At 70.7% G+C, this 15,376-nt stretch carries 13 protein-coding genes, 1 tRNA gene and 1 pseudogene (1 of these 15 cut by a window edge); 2 read left to right on the top strand and 13 right to left on the bottom strand.

All coding sequences use genetic code 11. The features are described from left to right. The 10 genes and pseudogenes from MFF64_RS24075 to MFF64_RS24030 all read right to left on the bottom strand — a co-directional run bounded on the left by MFF64_RS24075 (position 1) and on the right by MFF64_RS24030 (position 8,498). Positions 1–834, bottom strand: a complete 834-nt coding sequence (locus tag MFF64_RS24075; protein ID WP_165795887.1) for an enoyl-CoA hydratase family protein — start codon at positions 832–834, stop codon at positions 1–3. Positions 835–1,044: 210 nt separating this feature from the next. Continuing rightward, a pseudogene (locus MFF64_RS24070) lies at positions 1,045–1,344 on the bottom strand (MarR family transcriptional regulator); the annotation flags it as partial. After that, the gene (locus MFF64_RS24065) at positions 1,341–2,102 is read right to left on the bottom strand and encodes an SDR family NAD(P)-dependent oxidoreductase (RefSeq protein WP_099908384.1); all 762 of its coding nucleotides are present in this window, start codon (positions 2,100–2,102) and stop codon (positions 1,341–1,343) included. The gene MFF64_RS24065 and the pseudogene MFF64_RS24070, both read right to left, overlap by 4 nt. Positions 2,103–2,188: 86 nt before the next feature. Continuing rightward, on the bottom strand, positions 2,189–3,445 hold the full coding sequence (locus MFF64_RS24060) for a flavin-dependent oxidoreductase (RefSeq protein WP_099908382.1): 1,257 nt from the start codon (positions 3,443–3,445) through the stop codon (positions 2,189–2,191). 4 nt (positions 3,446–3,449) lie between these two features. Next, positions 3,450–3,908: a cupin domain-containing protein gene (locus MFF64_RS24055; RefSeq protein WP_099908380.1), complete on the bottom strand. Its 459-nt coding sequence runs from the start codon at positions 3,906–3,908 to the stop codon at positions 3,450–3,452. Between the two features lie 26 nt (positions 3,909–3,934). Continuing rightward, a complete protein-coding gene (locus MFF64_RS24050; protein ID WP_099908378.1) occupies positions 3,935–4,630 on the bottom strand; it encodes an ABC transporter ATP-binding protein in 696 nt (231 codons plus the stop codon). Next, a complete protein-coding gene (locus MFF64_RS24045; RefSeq protein ID WP_099908376.1) occupies positions 4,630–5,382 on the bottom strand; it encodes an ABC transporter ATP-binding protein in 753 nt (250 codons plus the stop codon). Before MFF64_RS24045 ends, MFF64_RS24050 begins: the two co-directional genes overlap by 1 nt. Next, positions 5,379–6,368: a branched-chain amino acid ABC transporter permease gene (locus tag MFF64_RS24040; RefSeq protein ID WP_099908375.1), complete on the bottom strand. Its 990-nt coding sequence runs from the start codon at positions 6,366–6,368 to the stop codon at positions 5,379–5,381. Before MFF64_RS24040 ends, MFF64_RS24045 begins: the two co-directional genes overlap by 4 nt. Continuing rightward, positions 6,365–7,288, bottom strand: a complete 924-nt coding sequence (locus tag MFF64_RS24035; RefSeq protein ID WP_099908373.1) for a branched-chain amino acid ABC transporter permease — start codon at positions 7,286–7,288, stop codon at positions 6,365–6,367. The genes MFF64_RS24040 and MFF64_RS24035 overlap by 4 nt, the downstream gene beginning before the upstream one ends. A gap of 25 nt (positions 7,289–7,313) precedes the next feature. Then, positions 7,314–8,498: an ABC transporter substrate-binding protein gene (locus MFF64_RS24030; RefSeq protein WP_099908371.1), complete on the bottom strand. Its 1,185-nt coding sequence runs from the start codon at positions 8,496–8,498 to the stop codon at positions 7,314–7,316. A 398-nt stretch (positions 8,499–8,896) separates the two neighbouring features. On the opposite strand from MFF64_RS24030, the gene MFF64_RS24025 reads away from it, so the two are divergent. Together MFF64_RS24025 and MFF64_RS24020 are read left to right on the top strand one after the other, a co-directional pair. Then, positions 8,897–11,254 carry an oxidoreductase gene (locus tag MFF64_RS24025; protein ID WP_099908369.1) on the top strand — a complete coding sequence of 786 codons (2,358 nt, stop codon included), beginning with the start codon at positions 8,897–8,899 and terminating at the stop codon, positions 11,252–11,254. 193 nt (positions 11,255–11,447) lie between these two features. Then, positions 11,448–13,133, top strand: a complete 1,686-nt coding sequence (locus tag MFF64_RS24020) for a methyl-accepting chemotaxis protein (protein ID WP_238192611.1) — start codon at positions 11,448–11,450, stop codon at positions 13,131–13,133. A 145-nt stretch (positions 13,134–13,278) separates the two neighbouring features. On the opposite strand, the gene argC is transcribed toward MFF64_RS24020, so the two are convergent. The 3 genes from argC to MFF64_RS24005 all read right to left on the bottom strand — a co-directional run. Then, a complete protein-coding gene (gene argC, locus MFF64_RS24015; RefSeq protein ID WP_099902300.1) occupies positions 13,279–14,256 on the bottom strand; it encodes an N-acetyl-gamma-glutamyl-phosphate reductase in 978 nt (325 codons plus the stop codon). Positions 14,257–14,639: 383 nt separating this feature from the next. Further along, positions 14,640–15,269: an alpha/beta fold hydrolase gene (locus tag MFF64_RS24010; RefSeq protein ID WP_165795694.1), complete on the bottom strand. Its 630-nt coding sequence runs from the start codon at positions 15,267–15,269 to the stop codon at positions 14,640–14,642. An 84-nt stretch (positions 15,270–15,353) separates the two neighbouring features. Next, a tRNA-Lys gene (locus MFF64_RS24005) sits at positions 15,354–15,376 on the bottom strand; it runs 153 nt beyond the window's last position.

Raw genomic sequence — 15,376 nt, 5'->3', positions numbered from 1 at the left:
TCAGTTGCCCTCGAAGACCGGCTTCATCTTGCCGGCGAAAGCCTCGAAGGCGCGGCGGAAATCCTGGGTCTTCATGCACAGCGCCTGGGCCATCGCCTCGGCGTCGATGGCGGCATCCACCCCCATCGCCCATTCCATGTGCAGCATCCGCTTCGTCAGGCCGTTGGCGTAGGCCGGGCCCTGCACGAGCGCGCGGGCGGTCTCGCGGGCCGCGCCCAAGGATTCTCCCGCCGGCACCAGGCGGTTGAAGAAGCCCCAGCGCTCGCCCTCCTCGGCGCTCATGAAGCGCCCGGTGTAGAGGAGTTCGGAGGCCCGGCCCTGGCCGATGATCCGGGGCAGGATCGCGCAGGCGCCCATGTCGCAGCCGGCCAAGCCCACGCGGTTGAACAGGAACGCCACCTTGGCGCCAGCAGCAGCCACCCGCAGGTCGGAGGCCATGGCGATGATCGCGCCGGCCCCGGCGCAGACGCCCTCGACGGCCGCCACGACCGGCTGCGGGCAGGCCCGCATCTCCTTGACGAGATCGCCGGTCATCGTCGTGAAGGCGTGGAGGTCGGCGGCGCCCATCGTGGTCAGCGGCTCGATGATCTCGAACACGTCGCCGCCGCTGGAGAAGTTGCCGCCCGCGCCGGTGATCACCACCGCGGTCACGCTCTCCTCGAAGCGCAGGGCCCGGAAGGTGTCGCGCAGCTCCGCGTAGCTCTCGAAGGTGAGCGGGTTTTTCTTCTCCGGCCGGTTCAAGGTCACGGTCGCGATGCCGTCCTGAATCGCGAAGCCGAAATGCTGCGGCGTGAACCCTTCGAGCGGGGCCGCGATGGCGTTCTGGCGCCTCATTTTGCCTCCCTGGCGTTTTGGTTTTGGCTGGGTCGGGGGGCCGCCCGGCCTCACCGAGGCCTTGAGGGCGGAGAGCTGGGTCGACAGGGCCTCTTGCTCGGCCTGGTCGAGGGCGCCGACGAGCTCGGCGATCCAGTCGGCGTGCGCCCTCGCCATCTCGGTGAAGACGGCGCGCCCTTGCGGCGTCAGGCGCACCTGCACCGCCCGGCGGTCGGCTTCCGAGACCTGGCGGTCGATCAGCTCCTCCTGCGCCAGCCGCTCGACGAGGCCGGTGACGTTGCCGTTCGAGACCATCATCCGGCGCGACAATTCCCCGAGCTGGATGCCGTCCGGCGCGCGCTCGAGCTGCGCCATCAGGTCGAAGCGGGGGAGCGTGGTGTTGAAGCGGTCGCGCAGGCGCCGGCGGATCTCCGCCTCGATGGTGTTGGCGGTGGTGAGCAGGCGCAGCCACAGCCGCAGCTCGCTGCGGTGGGCGGGGATCTCGGCCGGGATCTCGGGTGCCGCGTTCACAGCTCGCCTCCCGCCACCGCGATGGCCTGGCCAGTGACGGCGCCGGCCTGCCGTCCCGCGAGCCACATCACCGCGTCGGCCACCTCCTCCGGCCGGATCAGCCGGCCCATCGGGTTGTGGCGGGTGAACTCGGTCAAGAGGTCGTCGCGGGTGCGGCCGGTCCTGGCCTCCAGCCCGTCGATGGCGCTTCCGACGAGGTCGGTGTCGGTGAAGCCGGGGCAGACCGCGTTGACGGTGATGCCGGTGGCGGCCAGCTCCAGCGCCAGCGCCCGCGTCAGCCCCACCACCGCGTGCTTGGCGGCGCAGTAGGCGCCGACATAGGCGTAGCCCTTGAGGCCGGCGGTGGAGGCGACCGAGACGATCCGCCCGCCGCCCTGCGCCTTCATGCCCGGCACGACGGCGCGGGCCGCGACCAGCACCGGCTCCAAGTTGAGCGCCATCATCCGGCGCAGGGTCTCGACGTCGCTGCGGGCGAGAGGCGCGGTCTCGGCCCCGCCGGCATTGTTGACCAGTACCGCGACAGGACCGGCCTGCTGCGCGGCCTCCGCCAGGGCGCGCTCCAGGGCCGCCGCGTCGGTGACGTCGGCGGCGACGGCGTGGGCGGCCCCGAGTTCGCTCTTCGCCCGGGCGGCGCTCTCCGGCGTGCGGCCGAGCACGGTCACCCGCTCCCCCGCCGCCACGAAACCCGCGGCGATCGCCCGCCCGATGCCGCGGGCGGCGCCGGTGACCAGGACGTGGCGGGAAGAGAGGGTGGTCATGGATATTTCAACCTTAAAGGATCTCGGCGCGGGTCGTTCCTGGGTTGGGGCGCTCTCCCCTCCCCACGAGGGGGGAGGGGAAGGAGCTACACCGCCACCTTGAGCGGGCTCACCTTGCCCGCCACCGCGAACCCGGCCTTGCCGGCATAGCCGCCGACGATCGCCTGGCGCTCGGCGTGGCTCAGCACGTCCTCGATCCGGGAAAATCCCGCCGGGGCCCGCTTCTCGACCTCGTCGATCACCCGCTCCGGCCCGCCCTTGCGGTTGAGGAGGACGATCTCGGCGGTCTTCGGCCGGCGTTCGGCCTCGTAAGCGTGGAGCGCCTGCATCGGGTGCTCGGACCGGGCGAGCGCGTCGCCGAGCGCCCGGGCGTCGAGGATCGCCTGCGAGGCGCCGTTGGAGCCGACCGGGTACATCGGGTGGGCGGCGTCGCCGAGCAGCGTCACCCGGCCGTGGGTCCAGCGCGGCAGCGGATCGCGGTCGCACATCGGATACTCGAAGATCTGCGGCGTCGCCTCGACGAGGGCCGCGAGATCGAAATCCGGCAGGGCGAAGCGCCGGGCGTAAGGCAGCACCTGCGAACGGTGGGCGGGGCGCGACCAGCTCTCCTTCGGGGGCGGCGAGAGGGTGCCGTCCGCCATCTTCACGAACACCACCCAGTTCATCAGCTGGCGCCCATCCCCAGCCTCGGCGATCGGGTAGAGCACGCATTTCGCGCCCATGCCGCCGCCGATCGCCATGGTGCGTCCGTCGCCCCAGGGAGCCCATTCGGTGGCGCCGCGCCACATCAGCACCCCGTCCCAGCGCGGCGGGCCCTCGTCGGGGAAGAAGCGGCGGCGCACCACCGAGTGGATGCCGTCGCAGGCGATCAGCACGTCGCCCCGCACCGTGCGGCCGGCATCACCCCGCAGCGAATCGGTGAAGTGGGCCGTGACCCCGCCCTCGTCCTGCAGGAAGCCCGCGAGCGAGAGGCCGGTCTTGACCGCATCCGGCCCGAGCCGCTCGCGCACCGCGTCGTACAGCACCGCCTGCAAGCGCCCGCGGTGGATCGAGAATTGCGGCACCGGGTGGCCGGCGTCGATCCCGCGCGGCTCGCGCCACACCTCCTGGCCCTGGCGGTTGTAGTAGGCCAGTTCCCGCGTCCGGATCGCGACCCGGTCGAGGGCCGGCAGCAGGTCGAGTTCGGCGAGTTCGCGGATCGCGTGCGGCAGGGTGTTGATGCCGACCCCGACCTCGCGCACTTCCGCGGCCTGCTCGTAGATCTCGGCGCGGATGCCGCGCCGGTGGAGCATCAGGGCGGTGGCGAGCCCGCCGATTCCGGCGCCGACGATGATGACGCGCATCGCCTCACTCCGCGTCCGGGGGCGGCAGGAAGTCGACCTCGTGCTTGGCCGAGATCGCCACCACGTCGGCCGGGTTGGCCTGCGGCCCGAGATTGTGCAGGGCCCAGAACAGGTCGTAGAGGCGGCGCGCCGGCGAGACCCAGAAGAAGCACTTCACGTCGGCGTCGGAGCGGTTGAACAGCCCGTGCGGCTGGCCCCGCGGCAGCCGGATCGTGTCGCCGGGCTCGGCCACGCTCTCCTGCCCGTCGAGCACGGCGGTGAGTTGTCCTTGCAGGATGTACAGGAACTCGTCCTGCGTCGGATGGATGTGCGGTGGCACGAAGGTGCCCGGCGGGAAGGTGGCGTGCCAGGACAGCGAGCTCTCGGTGAGCTGCTTGGGGATGTAGGTCTGGCCGAGGATGTTCCAGCGGACGCCCTCGATGCCTTCACCGGCGCGGGTGATGCCTGCGGTCATGGGGGTCATGCGGTTACTCCTTCGCGACAGATGTTTCACACATGAAGGAATCGGTCCTTCACCTCCGGCGCCTGGCGGAGCGCCGCGGTGGTGCCGGTCCAGACCACGCGGCCCTTCTCGATCACCACGTGGCGGTCGGCGAAGCGGGCCAGCGCATCGACGTTCTTGTCGATCACCAGGATCGCTTCGCCCTCGTCCTTGATCGCCCGCAGGCAGGCCCAGATCTCCTCGCGGATCAGCGGCGCCAGCCCTTCGGTCGCCTCGTCGAGGACGACGAGGCGCGGGTTGGTCATCAGCGCGCGGCCGATCGCCAGCATCTGCTGCTCGCCGCCCGAGAGCTGGTCGCCGCCGTTGCGCCGCCTCTCCTTGAGGCGCGGAAAGAGGCGGTAGACGGCCTCCAGAGTCCACTTCGCGGACTTCCCACCCCGATGGGTGGCGACCAGATTCTCCTCCACCGAGAGGGTCGGGAAGACCTGCCGCCCCTCCGGCACCAGGCCAAGGCCCCGGCGGGCGACGAGGTGGGACGGGCGCCCGGCCATGTCCTCGCCGTCGATCAGGATCCGGCCGGCCCGGGGCTTGAGCAGGCCGAAGATCGACTTCACGGTGGTGGTCTTGCCCATGCCGTTGCGGCCGAGCAGCGTCACCACCTCGCCCTTGGCGACCGACAGGTCGATCCCGAACAGGATGCGGGAATCGCCGTAGGCGCTCTCCAATCCCTCGACGGTGAGCATCAGGCCGCCTCCTCCTCGCCGAGATAGGCGGCGCGCACTGCCGGATCGGTGCGGACCGCGTCGGGAGCGCCGCTGGCGATGACCCGGCCGTAGACCAGCACGCTCATCCGGTCGGCGAGCGCGAACACCGCCTCCATGTCGTGCTCGATCAGCACGATCGTGTGGGTGGCCTTCAACGCGCGCATCAGCCCGACCAGGATCGCCGATTCCTCCGGGCCGGTGCCGGCGAGCGGCTCGTCGAGGAGGAGCAGGCGGGCGCCGGTGGCGAGCGCCACCGCCAGCTCGAGCTGGCGCTTCTCGCCGTGCGACAGGCTGCCGGCCCGCCGCCCGGCCCGGTCGGCGAGCCCGACCCGGGCGAGCGCGGCGAGGGCCTCGTCGTTGATCTTGGCCTCGCTCGCGGCGGGGCGGACGAACCGGAAGCTCGAGCCGGAGCGGGCCTGGACCGCGAGCGCCACGTTCTCCAGCACCGAGAACCCGTCGAGGATCGAGGTGATCTGGAACGAGCGGGCGAGCCCCCGGCGCACCCGCGCCACCATCGGCAGGGCCGTGACGTCCTCCCCCGCGAGGTGGACCGTGCCGGAATCGCTGGGCAGGCTGCCGGAGAGCTGGTGGATCAGCGTGGTCTTGCCGGCGCCGTTCGGGCCGATGATGGCGTGAAGCTCGCCCGAGGCCACGTCGAGGCTGACGTCGTCGGTGACCTTCAGGGCGCCGTAGGACTTGCGCAAGGAGCGAACCGAGAGGAGCGGGGTCACGCGCGCCTCCCGAGCTTGGCCGCCAATCCGGCGAGGCCGCCGCGGGAGAGGAGCACGACGGCGACCAGCATCAGCCCGAGGCCGAGGCGCCAATGGTCGGAATAATGCGCCAGCACCTCCTCGAGGGCGATCAAAGCCGCGGCGCCGGCGACCGGCCCGACCAGCGTGCCCATGCCGCCGAGCACCACCATGACGATCAGCTCGCCCGACCGCTGCCAGCTCATGTAGGCCGGCGAGACGAACTCGGCCTGGTTGGCGAGCAGCACCCCGGCGAGGCCCGCGAGGGCGCCCGCCATCACGTAGGCGGTGAGCCGGTAGGGCAGGGGAGAGAAGCCGATCGCCTGCATCCGCACCGCGTTGTCGCGGCTGCCGCGCAGCACACTGCCGAAGCGCGAGGCGACGACGCGGCGAAGCGTCAGCAGCGCGACCGCCAGCACCGCCAGCACGCAGTAGAACAATGCCGGGTCGCCCTCGATCAGCCGCATCCCGAACAGGGTCGAGCGGCCCGACAGCGGCAGGCCGTCGTCGCCGCCGTAAGCGGCGAGCGAGACCATGAAGAAATACGCCATCTGCCCGAAGGCGAGCGTGATCATGATGAAGTAGACGCCGCGGGTGCGAAGACTGATCGCCCCGGTGACGAGGGCGAAGAGCGCGCAGGTTGCGGCCGCCACCGGCGCCTGGATCGCAAGGTCGCGGATGCCGTGGGCGTCGAGGATGCCGACCGCGTAGGCGCCCAGCCCGATGAAGGCGGCGTGGCCGAACGACACCATCGCGCCGTAGCCGAGGACGAGGTCGAGGGAGAGGGCGGCGAGGCCGAAGATCATCATCCGGGTCGCGGTGACGACCAGGAACGGGAGCCCCGCGGCCTCCGCCGCGAGCGGCAGGGCGGCCAGCGCGGCCAGGACCAGCCCGGCGAGGGCCGCGCCGGGGAGCGCCGCCCGGCGCCGGGGCGGCTCGGCAGCGGCACGGGCGACGAGCGTCGTCATCGGGAACCCCGCGCCGGGAACAGGCCGGAGGGCCGGAAGAACAGGACCGCCGCCATCAGGATGTAGATCAGCATCGGGGCGAGCGTGCGCCCGGTCTGCGAGGCGGCGGAGGCGTCCATCACGCTGCGCAGCAGGATCGGCCCGAACGTGCGCCCGAGCTGGTCGGCGAGGCCGACGAGGAGGCCCGCCACGAAGGCGCCCCGCACCGAGCCGACGCCGCCGATGACGATGACCACGAAGGTCAGGATCAGCACCGAATCGCCCATGCCGGGATCGACCGACAGGATCGGCGCCACCATCGCGCCGGCAAAGCCCGCCAGCATGGCGCCGAGGCCGAACACCACCAGGAACAGCCGGCGGATATCGACGCCGAGTGCCGCCACCATCGGGCCGTTGCTGGCCCCGGCGCGCAGCCGCATGCCCAGCCGGGTGTGGTTGACGAGGAGATGCAGCCCCAGACCCGTGGCGAGGCCGGCGACGATGATCGCGACCCGGTAGAGCGGGTAGTGCAGGGTGCCGACGAGGCGCACCGAGCCCGACAGGGCGTCGGGCACCGGCACGCTCATCGGGGCGGCGCCCCAGACGATGCGGACGCCCTCGTTGAGGATCAGGATCAGCCCGAAGGTCGCGAGCACCTGATCGAGATGGTCGCGCCCGTAGAGGTGGCGCACCACCAGGACTTCCAGCGCGAGCCCGAAGGCGAGCGTCGCCGGCAGGGCCAGCAGGAGGCCGAGGCCGAAGCTGCCGGTGGCAGCGGTGAGCGTCGCGGCGAGGTAGGCGCCGATCATGTAGAGCGCGCCGTGGGCGAGGTTGATGAGGTCCATCACCCCGAAGATCAGCGTCAGCCCCGCCGCCACCAGGAACAGCAGGATGCCGAGCTGGACGCCGTTCAGCGCCTGGATCAGGAACAGGTTGAGCATCGACCCGGCACCTTGCGTTCCGCCGTCACTTCATCTTGCACTCGGCGGCGTAGTTGTCCTGATAATTCGAAAAGATCTTCTCTGCGATCTGGGTCTCGTACTTGCCGTCCGGGCGCTTGGCCGCCTTGACGAGGTAGAAGTCCTGGATCGGGTAATGGTTGTTGCCGATCTTGAAATTGCCGCGCAGGGACTGGAACTCGGCGGCCTTGAGCCCGGCCCGCAGAGCGTCCTTGTCCTTCAGATCACCCTTGGCGCGCTTGACCGCGGCGTCGATCATCAGGGCCGCGTCGTAGGCCTGCATGGCGTAGGTGCCGGGCACGCTGCCGTACTTCTTCTCGTAGGCCGCCACGAAGGCCTTGGATTGCGGGTTGTCGAGATCCGGCGCCCAGTTGGCACCGCCGAAATAGCCGACCGCCGCGTCCTTCTGCGCCGGCAGGGTGCTCTCGTCGACCGTGAAGGCGGAGAGGAACGGGATGGTGCTCAGGCCCGCCTGGCGGTACTGCCGCACCAGGTTGACGCCCATGCCGCCCGGCATGAAGGCGAACACCGCGTCGGGCTGAGCCGCCGAGATCTGCGCGAGCTCGGCCGAGAAGTCGAGCTGGCCGAGCGGCGTGAACATCTCGTTCACCACCTCGCCCTTGTAGGAATGCTTGAAGCCGGCGAGCGAGTCCTTGCCGGCCTGGTAGTTCGGCGCCAGCAGGACGAGGCGCTTGTAGCCCTTGTTCTGGGCGTACTTGCCCAGCACCTCGTGCACCTGGTCGTTCTGGTAGGAGGAGACGAACAGGTTCGGGTTGCACTCCGCCCCGGCATAGTTCGAGGTGCCGGCATTGGGCGAGATCAGGAAGGCGCCGCCCTCGGTCACCGGGCGCACCACCGCGCGGAGCACGTTGGAGAAGGTCGGTCCGACCACGAAGTCGACCCGGTCGCGCTTCACCAGCTCCCGCGCCTTGTTGGTGGCCACGTCCGGCTTCAGCTCGTCGTCGACCGTCACCACCTCGACGTCGAGGCCGCCGAGCTTCTTGCCGAGGGTGTCGAGGGCGAGAAGAAATCCGTCGCGGCCCTGCTCGCCGAGCACTGCCGAGGGACCCGACAGGGTGAACATCAGCCCGACCCGGACCTTCTCGGCGCCTTGCGCGGCGGCGGGGCCGGCCAGCAGCGTGGCGCCGATGAGCGCGGTCGCGAGGCGGCTGGCGTTCCGGATCGACTTCATCCCGTGTGTCCCCTTCTGGTCGAGAGCATCGTCGCACTTGTCCGGTGCGAAGCGGCCGAAGTCGAGTCGGCGCGTGATGCGAGAGCGGCGCTCTTTCGTCGGATCCCGACCCCGTCTCGCGAGCAATACTTTACGCATGAAATATCGTCTGGCAACCGCCTCTGACGACTTTTTCGCCTTGCCGCATCGCTGTGCAGTGCAGCGAGCATAATGCTGAAAAACAAGCCGTTTTGATCGTTGCATCGCAGCATTCCGGCGGGCGTTCGCGATCGGGAGCCGGGTTGCCGGCGGGTCGTCCGACGATCCGTCGCGCGCACCCTCGGCGCCCTCTTGCGTCCGGATATTTCAAGTATAAACTTTCTACGCCGGCGACCCTGCCGCGACAGAAGGAGCCCTCCATGCGCGTCACGGTGATCGGCGGCGGACCCGGCGGGCTCTACTGCGCGCTCCTGACCAAGAAGCGCCGGCCCGGCTGGCAGGTCGAGGTCTACGAGCAGAACCGGGCCGACGACACGTTCGGCTTCGGCGTCGTGTTCTCCGACGAGACCCTGCACGAATTCCTGTCGCGCGATCCCCGCTCCTTCGCCCGCATCCGCGACGCCTTCTCGTACTGGGACGACGTCGCGATCCACAAGGGCGGACGGGTCATGCGCTGCGGCGGCAACGGCTTTGCCGGGGTGAGCCGGATGCGCCTGCTGCAGATCCTCCAGGAGCGCTGCCGCGAGGAGGGTGTCGCGCTGCATTTCGGCGAGAGCATCCCGCCCGACCAGCTCGCGGACCGCTTCCCCGATTCCGACGTGATCGTCGCCTGCGACGGCATCAACTCGCGCATCCGCGAGCATTTTCGGGACGAGTTCCGTCCTGAGGTCGAGATCAAGTCCAACCGCTTCTGCTGGATGGGCTCGACCCGGCCGATGGACGAGTTCAACTACTTCTTCCGCGAGACGCCGCACGGCATCGTCTGCGCCCATACCTACCAGTACGAGCCCGGCCGCTCGACCTGGGTGTTCGAGATGGACGAGGCCTGCTGGCAGGGCCACGGCTTCACCGAGACCGACGAGGAGGGATCGCGCCGGATCCTCGAGGATCTCTACGCCGAGGAGTTGCAGGGCCACGGCCTGCTCCTCAACCGCTCGACCTGGCGCCGCTTCCCGCGGATCTTCTGCCATCGCTGGTCGCACCGCAATATCGTGCTGCTGGGCGACGCTAAGGCCTCGGCCCATTTCTCGATCGGCTCGGGCACCAAGCTGGCGATGGAATGCGCCATCGCGCTCTCCGATGCCCTCGTCGAGAACGGCCAGGAGGACGTGCAGGCGGCCTTCGCCGCCTATGATCGGGCGCGGCGCACCCCCTGCCAGGTGGTGCAGCACAATGCCGACGTCTCGCTCGCCTGGTTCGAGCACATGAGCCGCTCCTGGGACATGGACGCGGAGCAGTTCTCGATGGTGGTGATGTGCCGGGCCAAGTCCATCACCTACGACAACCTGGTGGTGCGCGATCCCGCCTACGTGGCGGCGGTGGACGACGCGTTCTACGCCCGCCTCCACGCCGAGACCGGCGAGGATTACCGGACGAGCCGGCCGACGCCGATGTTCACGTCCCTCTCCTTGCGGGAGATGCGGATCCCGAACCGGGTCGCGATGGCGCCGATGGCGCAGTACTCGGCCGACGAGGGCGGCAACCTCACCGACTGGCACTTCGTGCACTACACCTCGCACGCGCTCGGCGGCCCCGGCCTGCTCTTCACCGAGATGACCTGCCCCTCGGCCGATGCCCGCATCACCCCGGGCTGCCCGGGGCTCTGGACCGATGCGCACGAGGCGCAGTGGGCCCGTATCGTCGATTTCGTCCACGCCCACACCGACACGAAGATCGTGATGCAGCTTGGGCATGCCGGCCGGAAGGGCTCGACGCAGGTCGGCTGGGAGCGGATGGACCGGCCGTTGCCTCAGGCAAACTGGCCGATCGTCTCGGCTTCGCCCATCCCCTATCTCGACGGGGTGAGCCAGGTGCCGCAAGCCCTCGACCGGGCCGGGATGGACCGGGTGCGCGACGACTTCGTGCAGGCGACCGAGCGGGCGGCGCGGGCGGGCTTCGACATGCTCGAGCTGCACTGCGCCCACGGCTACCTGATGGCCTCGTTCCTCTCGCCGCTCACCAACACCCGCACCGACGCGTATGGCGGCTCGATCGAGAACCGCCTGCGCTTTCCGCTGGAAGTCTTCTCCGCCATGCGCGCCGCCTGGCCGGCGGAGCGCCCGATGTCGGTGCGCATCTCCGCCACCGACTGGGCCGAGGGCGGGATGACCGAAGCCGACACGGTGGCGGTGGCGGAGGCCCTGCAGGAGGCTGGCTGCGACCTCGTCGACGTCTCGGCCGGCCAGACCGTCGCCGACCAGCGCCCGGTCTACGGAAGGATGTTCCAGGTCCAGTTCGCCGATGCGATCCGCAACCGGGCCCGCAACCGCGCGCCGATGGCGGTGATGGCGGTCGGCGCCATCACGGAGGCCGGCCAGGTGAACACCATCCTGCATACCCGCCGGGCCGACATCGTGGCGCTCGGCCGGCCGCACCTCTGGAACCCCAACTTCTGCCGCCAGGCCTCGGCCTGGTACGACGCCCGCACGCAGTCCTGGCCGAAGCCCTACCTGCCGGGCCGCGACCAGGCCCACCGCGAACTCCCGAAAGCGCGCGAGCAGGAGATCGCGTTGCGGCGCAAGGCCCGGCCGCGGCCGCACCAGGCCGGGGCGGAGTAGGGCCGCGCGAAGAGAGCCGCCCAATGGCGGGCAGCGCCTGCCCAGACGATCGGCTCCGTTGCCGATTGTCGCGATGATCTGGCGCTTCATGCGCCAATGACTTTTTTCTTCATCAAGGACTAACGAAGCGACTCCTATGCATGGACGTGCCTCGATTCACGAGGCGGGACCATCGATGCCGGGCAGTCGCGGGATGAAGTTGTCAATCAAGCACGTCCTGATCGGGACGACCATGACGCTGATGCTGTTCGGCGTGGCGCAGGGCGGCAATGGGATCTTGCGGCTGATGACGTTGCGGGACGATATCGTCGACGTCGCCCGGATTCGGATCCCGGCGTCGAACCTGATCAACCAGATCTACGCCGAGACCCAAAGTTACCGGATCAACCTCTACCGCTTCGTCGTGACGTCGACCGACGATGCCGCCTACGACCGCAACGAGCAGGCCCTGACCGACAGCCGCAAGGCGCTGGTCGACCTCCAGGCGCGCTACGAGCCGCTGATCTCCGCGCCGGAGGAGCGGGCGACGTTCGGGCGCTTCGTCACGCAGTGGAGCCGCTACCTCGAGGGTCAGAAGATGGTGACGGGCGCGATGGCGGCAGGCGACCAGGCTTCGGCCCTGGCGACGCTGACCTCCCCCGAGATGACCGGCACCAACGCGGAGGCGACCGGCGCCCTCAAGGCGATCGTGGCGATGAATGCCGGCGCCGCCCTGACGCGCGCCGAGCAGAGCAGCACGAGCGCCGACCAAGGCATCCTGGCGGCGGCGATCATGACGGTGCTGGCGCTCGCGGCGGCGATCGGCGCGATCATCTTCAGCCTCCTCGGCATTGCCCGCCCGATCGCCCGCATGACCGCCGCGATGGGCCGGCTCGCCGGCCACGACCTCGCGGTGGCGATCCCCGGGGCCGGCCGGCGCGACGAGATCGGCGCCATGGCCGACGCCGTGCAGGTGTTCAAGGACAGCCTGATCCGCGCCCGCGCACTGGAGGAGGAGACGGCGCTCGCCCGCGCCTCGGCCGAGGAGCAGCGCCGCGCCGGCATGCGCCAGATGGCCGATGCCTTCGAGCGGGCGGTGGGCGGCATCGTCGGCCAGGTCTCGGCCTCGGCCACCGAGCTCCAGGCCACCGCCCAGACCATGACCGCCACCGCCACCCAGACCGCCGCCCAGTCCACCGCCGTCGCGGCGGCGGCCGAGGAGGCGTCGTCGAATGTCGGCACGGTCGCGGCGGCGGCGGAAGAGCTCGGCGCCTCGGTCCAGGAGATCGGCCGCCAGGTCGACGGCTCGGCCCGCCTCGCCCAGGCGGCGGTGGCGGAGGCCGGGCAGACCGCGCATCAGGTGCGGGCGCTGACCGAGGCGACGGCCCGCATCGGCGACGTGGTCGGGCTGATTTCGTCGATCGCCGCCCAGACCAACCTGCTGGCGCTCAACGCCACGATCGAGGCGGCGCGGGCCGGCGCGGCGGGACGCGGCTTCGCGGTTGTCGCCGCCGAGGTGAAGGAACTCGCCGGCCAGACCGCGAAGGCGACCGAGGAGATCACCAGCCAGATCGCGGCGATCCAGGCCTCCACGGGTCAGGCGGCGGGTGCGATCGGGCAGATCACCGCCCGGATCGAACAGATCAGCGAGGTCGCCACCTCGATCGCGGCGGCGGTGGAGGAGCAGGGCGCGGCGACGCAGGAGATCGTGCGCAACGTCTCCCAGGCGGCGGCCGGCACCGGCGAGGTCACCGGCAACATCGCCGGGGTGGCGGGTGCCGCGGAGGAGACGGGGGCGGCGGCGAGCCAGGTTCTGGCCTCGGCCTCAGAGCTGTCGCGCCAGTCCGAGCACCTCTCGGCCGAGGTGGCCCGCTTCCTCCACACCGTGCGGGCGGCCTGAGGGCTGCTCGTCATATCAGGCGCGGGATCCCCCTCTCCCGGTGTGGCAAAGGGAACCCGCGTCTGTTTCTGTCCCCGGACGGCCCTGCATCCTGGAGAGGGGACGAGATCGCGTCTCCCGGACAGTCTCCCGGGCCCGCCTTCATTCAGGGCCAGACTGGGGCACCATCCAGTCCCGCGGTCTCCGGCAGGCCGCAGATCAGGTTCGCATTCTGCACCGCCTGGCCGGCCGCGCCCTTGCCGAGGTTGTCGACCACGCCCATCGCGATCACCAGATCGCGCTCCGGATCGGCCGCGTAGCTGACGAAGGCGAGGTTCGAGCCGGTCGCCCATTTGGTCTGCGGCGGCGCGTCGGTCACGCGGACGAAGGCCCGCCCGGCGTAGAAGCGCCGGGCCGCGTCCAGGCACTGGGCCGTGGTGGCGCGGCCGCGGCCATAGATCGTGGCGAGGAGGCCGCGGGTCATCGGCACCAGGTGCGGCGTGAACACCAGCCCGGCCGCGCTGCCGCCGCTCAGCCGCTCGATCGTCTTTGCCATCTCGGGCATGTGGACGTGCTTGAGCAAGCCGTAGGGCACCAGGTTCTCGTTGCTCTCGGCGTAGCCGAACCGGCTGTCGGCGCCGCCCCGGCCGGCACCGGAGATGCCGGTCTTGGCGTCGATCACGATGTTGCCGGGCTCGATCAGCTTGTCGGCCAGGAGCGGCGCCAGGGCGGTCAGCGTCGCGGCGGGAAAGCAGCCGGGATTGGCGACGCGGCTCCGGCCCGTGATCCGGTCCGGCCAGACATCGGCCAGGCCGTAGGCCCATCCCTCGACGTAGCGGTGATCGCCGCCGATATCGACGATCTTCACGCTCTCGGGCACGCGCGCCAGCGCCTCCGCCGAGGTGCCGGTGGGCAGCGACGCGAACAGCAGGTCGAGCTTCGGCAGGGCCGCAGGATCCCATTTCTCGATCACCAGCCCGGCCAGCTCGGCCGGTACACCGGGGAAGCGGTCGACCAGACGGAGGCCGGCGCTGCCCTCGCCCGCGGCGTAGACGAGCTCGAAAGACGGGTGGCTCGCGATCAGGCGCATCGCCTCGCCGCCGCCGAAGCCGCTGATCCCGACAATGCCGACGCGAATGCTCATGGTGTGCTGTCCTTCCAGAGTTCGGGCAAAAGAAAACCCCCGGAGCCGGGGGCTGCGGGGGTTTCCAGGAATGCGGGCCGGGGCGCGTCCGGCGGGTGGGACGACGGTGTGGCCGTCACCCCGCGGAGGGACGCTGATCGACGCGCAGCCGAGAAGCCGCCGCGTGAAGGCGGCGTCGGCGTCGATCACAAAGGGTCCGGTTCCTGGGCATGTCCTGCGACACTGTCGCCACCTTCATCTCTGGTCAAGCGGAATGTCCGCGGCCCAATCCTCGGAGTCCCGTCGCGTGGTCAAACCGGGCCCTGGGCCAGCCGGCAGCCGGGGGCGCCTTCTTTCAACCGCAGCCCGGCCGGCGCGAGATCCGCTTCGCGGCGGATGCAAGGTCAACCCGCCCGTTCGGGGAGCGAGACCCAGACCGACAGGGCGTCCAGTACCGCTGCAGCCGTTGCGGGATGGTTCATCAGCCAGGTGTGATGGGCCGGCACCATGCACCATCGCTCGCCGGCGCCCCACCGCGCGCTCTCCACGCTGACCAGGCCGTCATGCGGCTCCAGGATGCGGCGGCGGAAGAACGGGATGAGCGCCCGCGTGCCGGCCACCGCCGCCACCGGACAGGCCGGCACCGGGATCGCCCCGGACGCGTCGCGGCGCAGGTCGCGGATCGCCGGACCGAGCACCGCCCGTCCGAGCCTGTAGGCCGACACGATGTCGGCCGCCTCGCTGCCACGGTTCGGCGTGCCCAGCATCACGAGGCCGGCCACGAGATCGGGATCCGCCGCCGCGAGGTGCCGGGCGACGAGGCCGCCCATGGAATGCCCGACGAGCACGACCGGAGCGCCGGCCTGCTGCCGGATCGCCGACACGGCCGGCCGCAGGTGCTCGGCACAGGCGGCGATGGCGAGGCGGCGGGACGGATAATCCAGGTTCTCCACGCGGTAGCCGGCCGCAACCAAGCGTGCCGCGAGCCGCGCCATGCTGCGCCGCGTGCGTCCCAGGCCGTGCAGCAGCACCACGATCATGCTTCGCCAGGGGCAGGATGATGGACGGGAGGCGGGAGCCGCCGCGCGGCCGGCTCGCTCGTCTGTGGGGAAGGGGAGTGGTGGGCGCACTAGGGCTCGAA

This window comes from Methylobacterium frigidaeris (genome assembly GCF_022179185.1).
Classification (GTDB): domain Bacteria; phylum Pseudomonadota; class Alphaproteobacteria; order Rhizobiales; family Beijerinckiaceae; genus Methylobacterium; species Methylobacterium frigidaeris.
The sequence above is the reverse complement of the archived record's forward strand: the minus strand, read 5'-3'. Positions and strand labels throughout refer to the sequence as shown.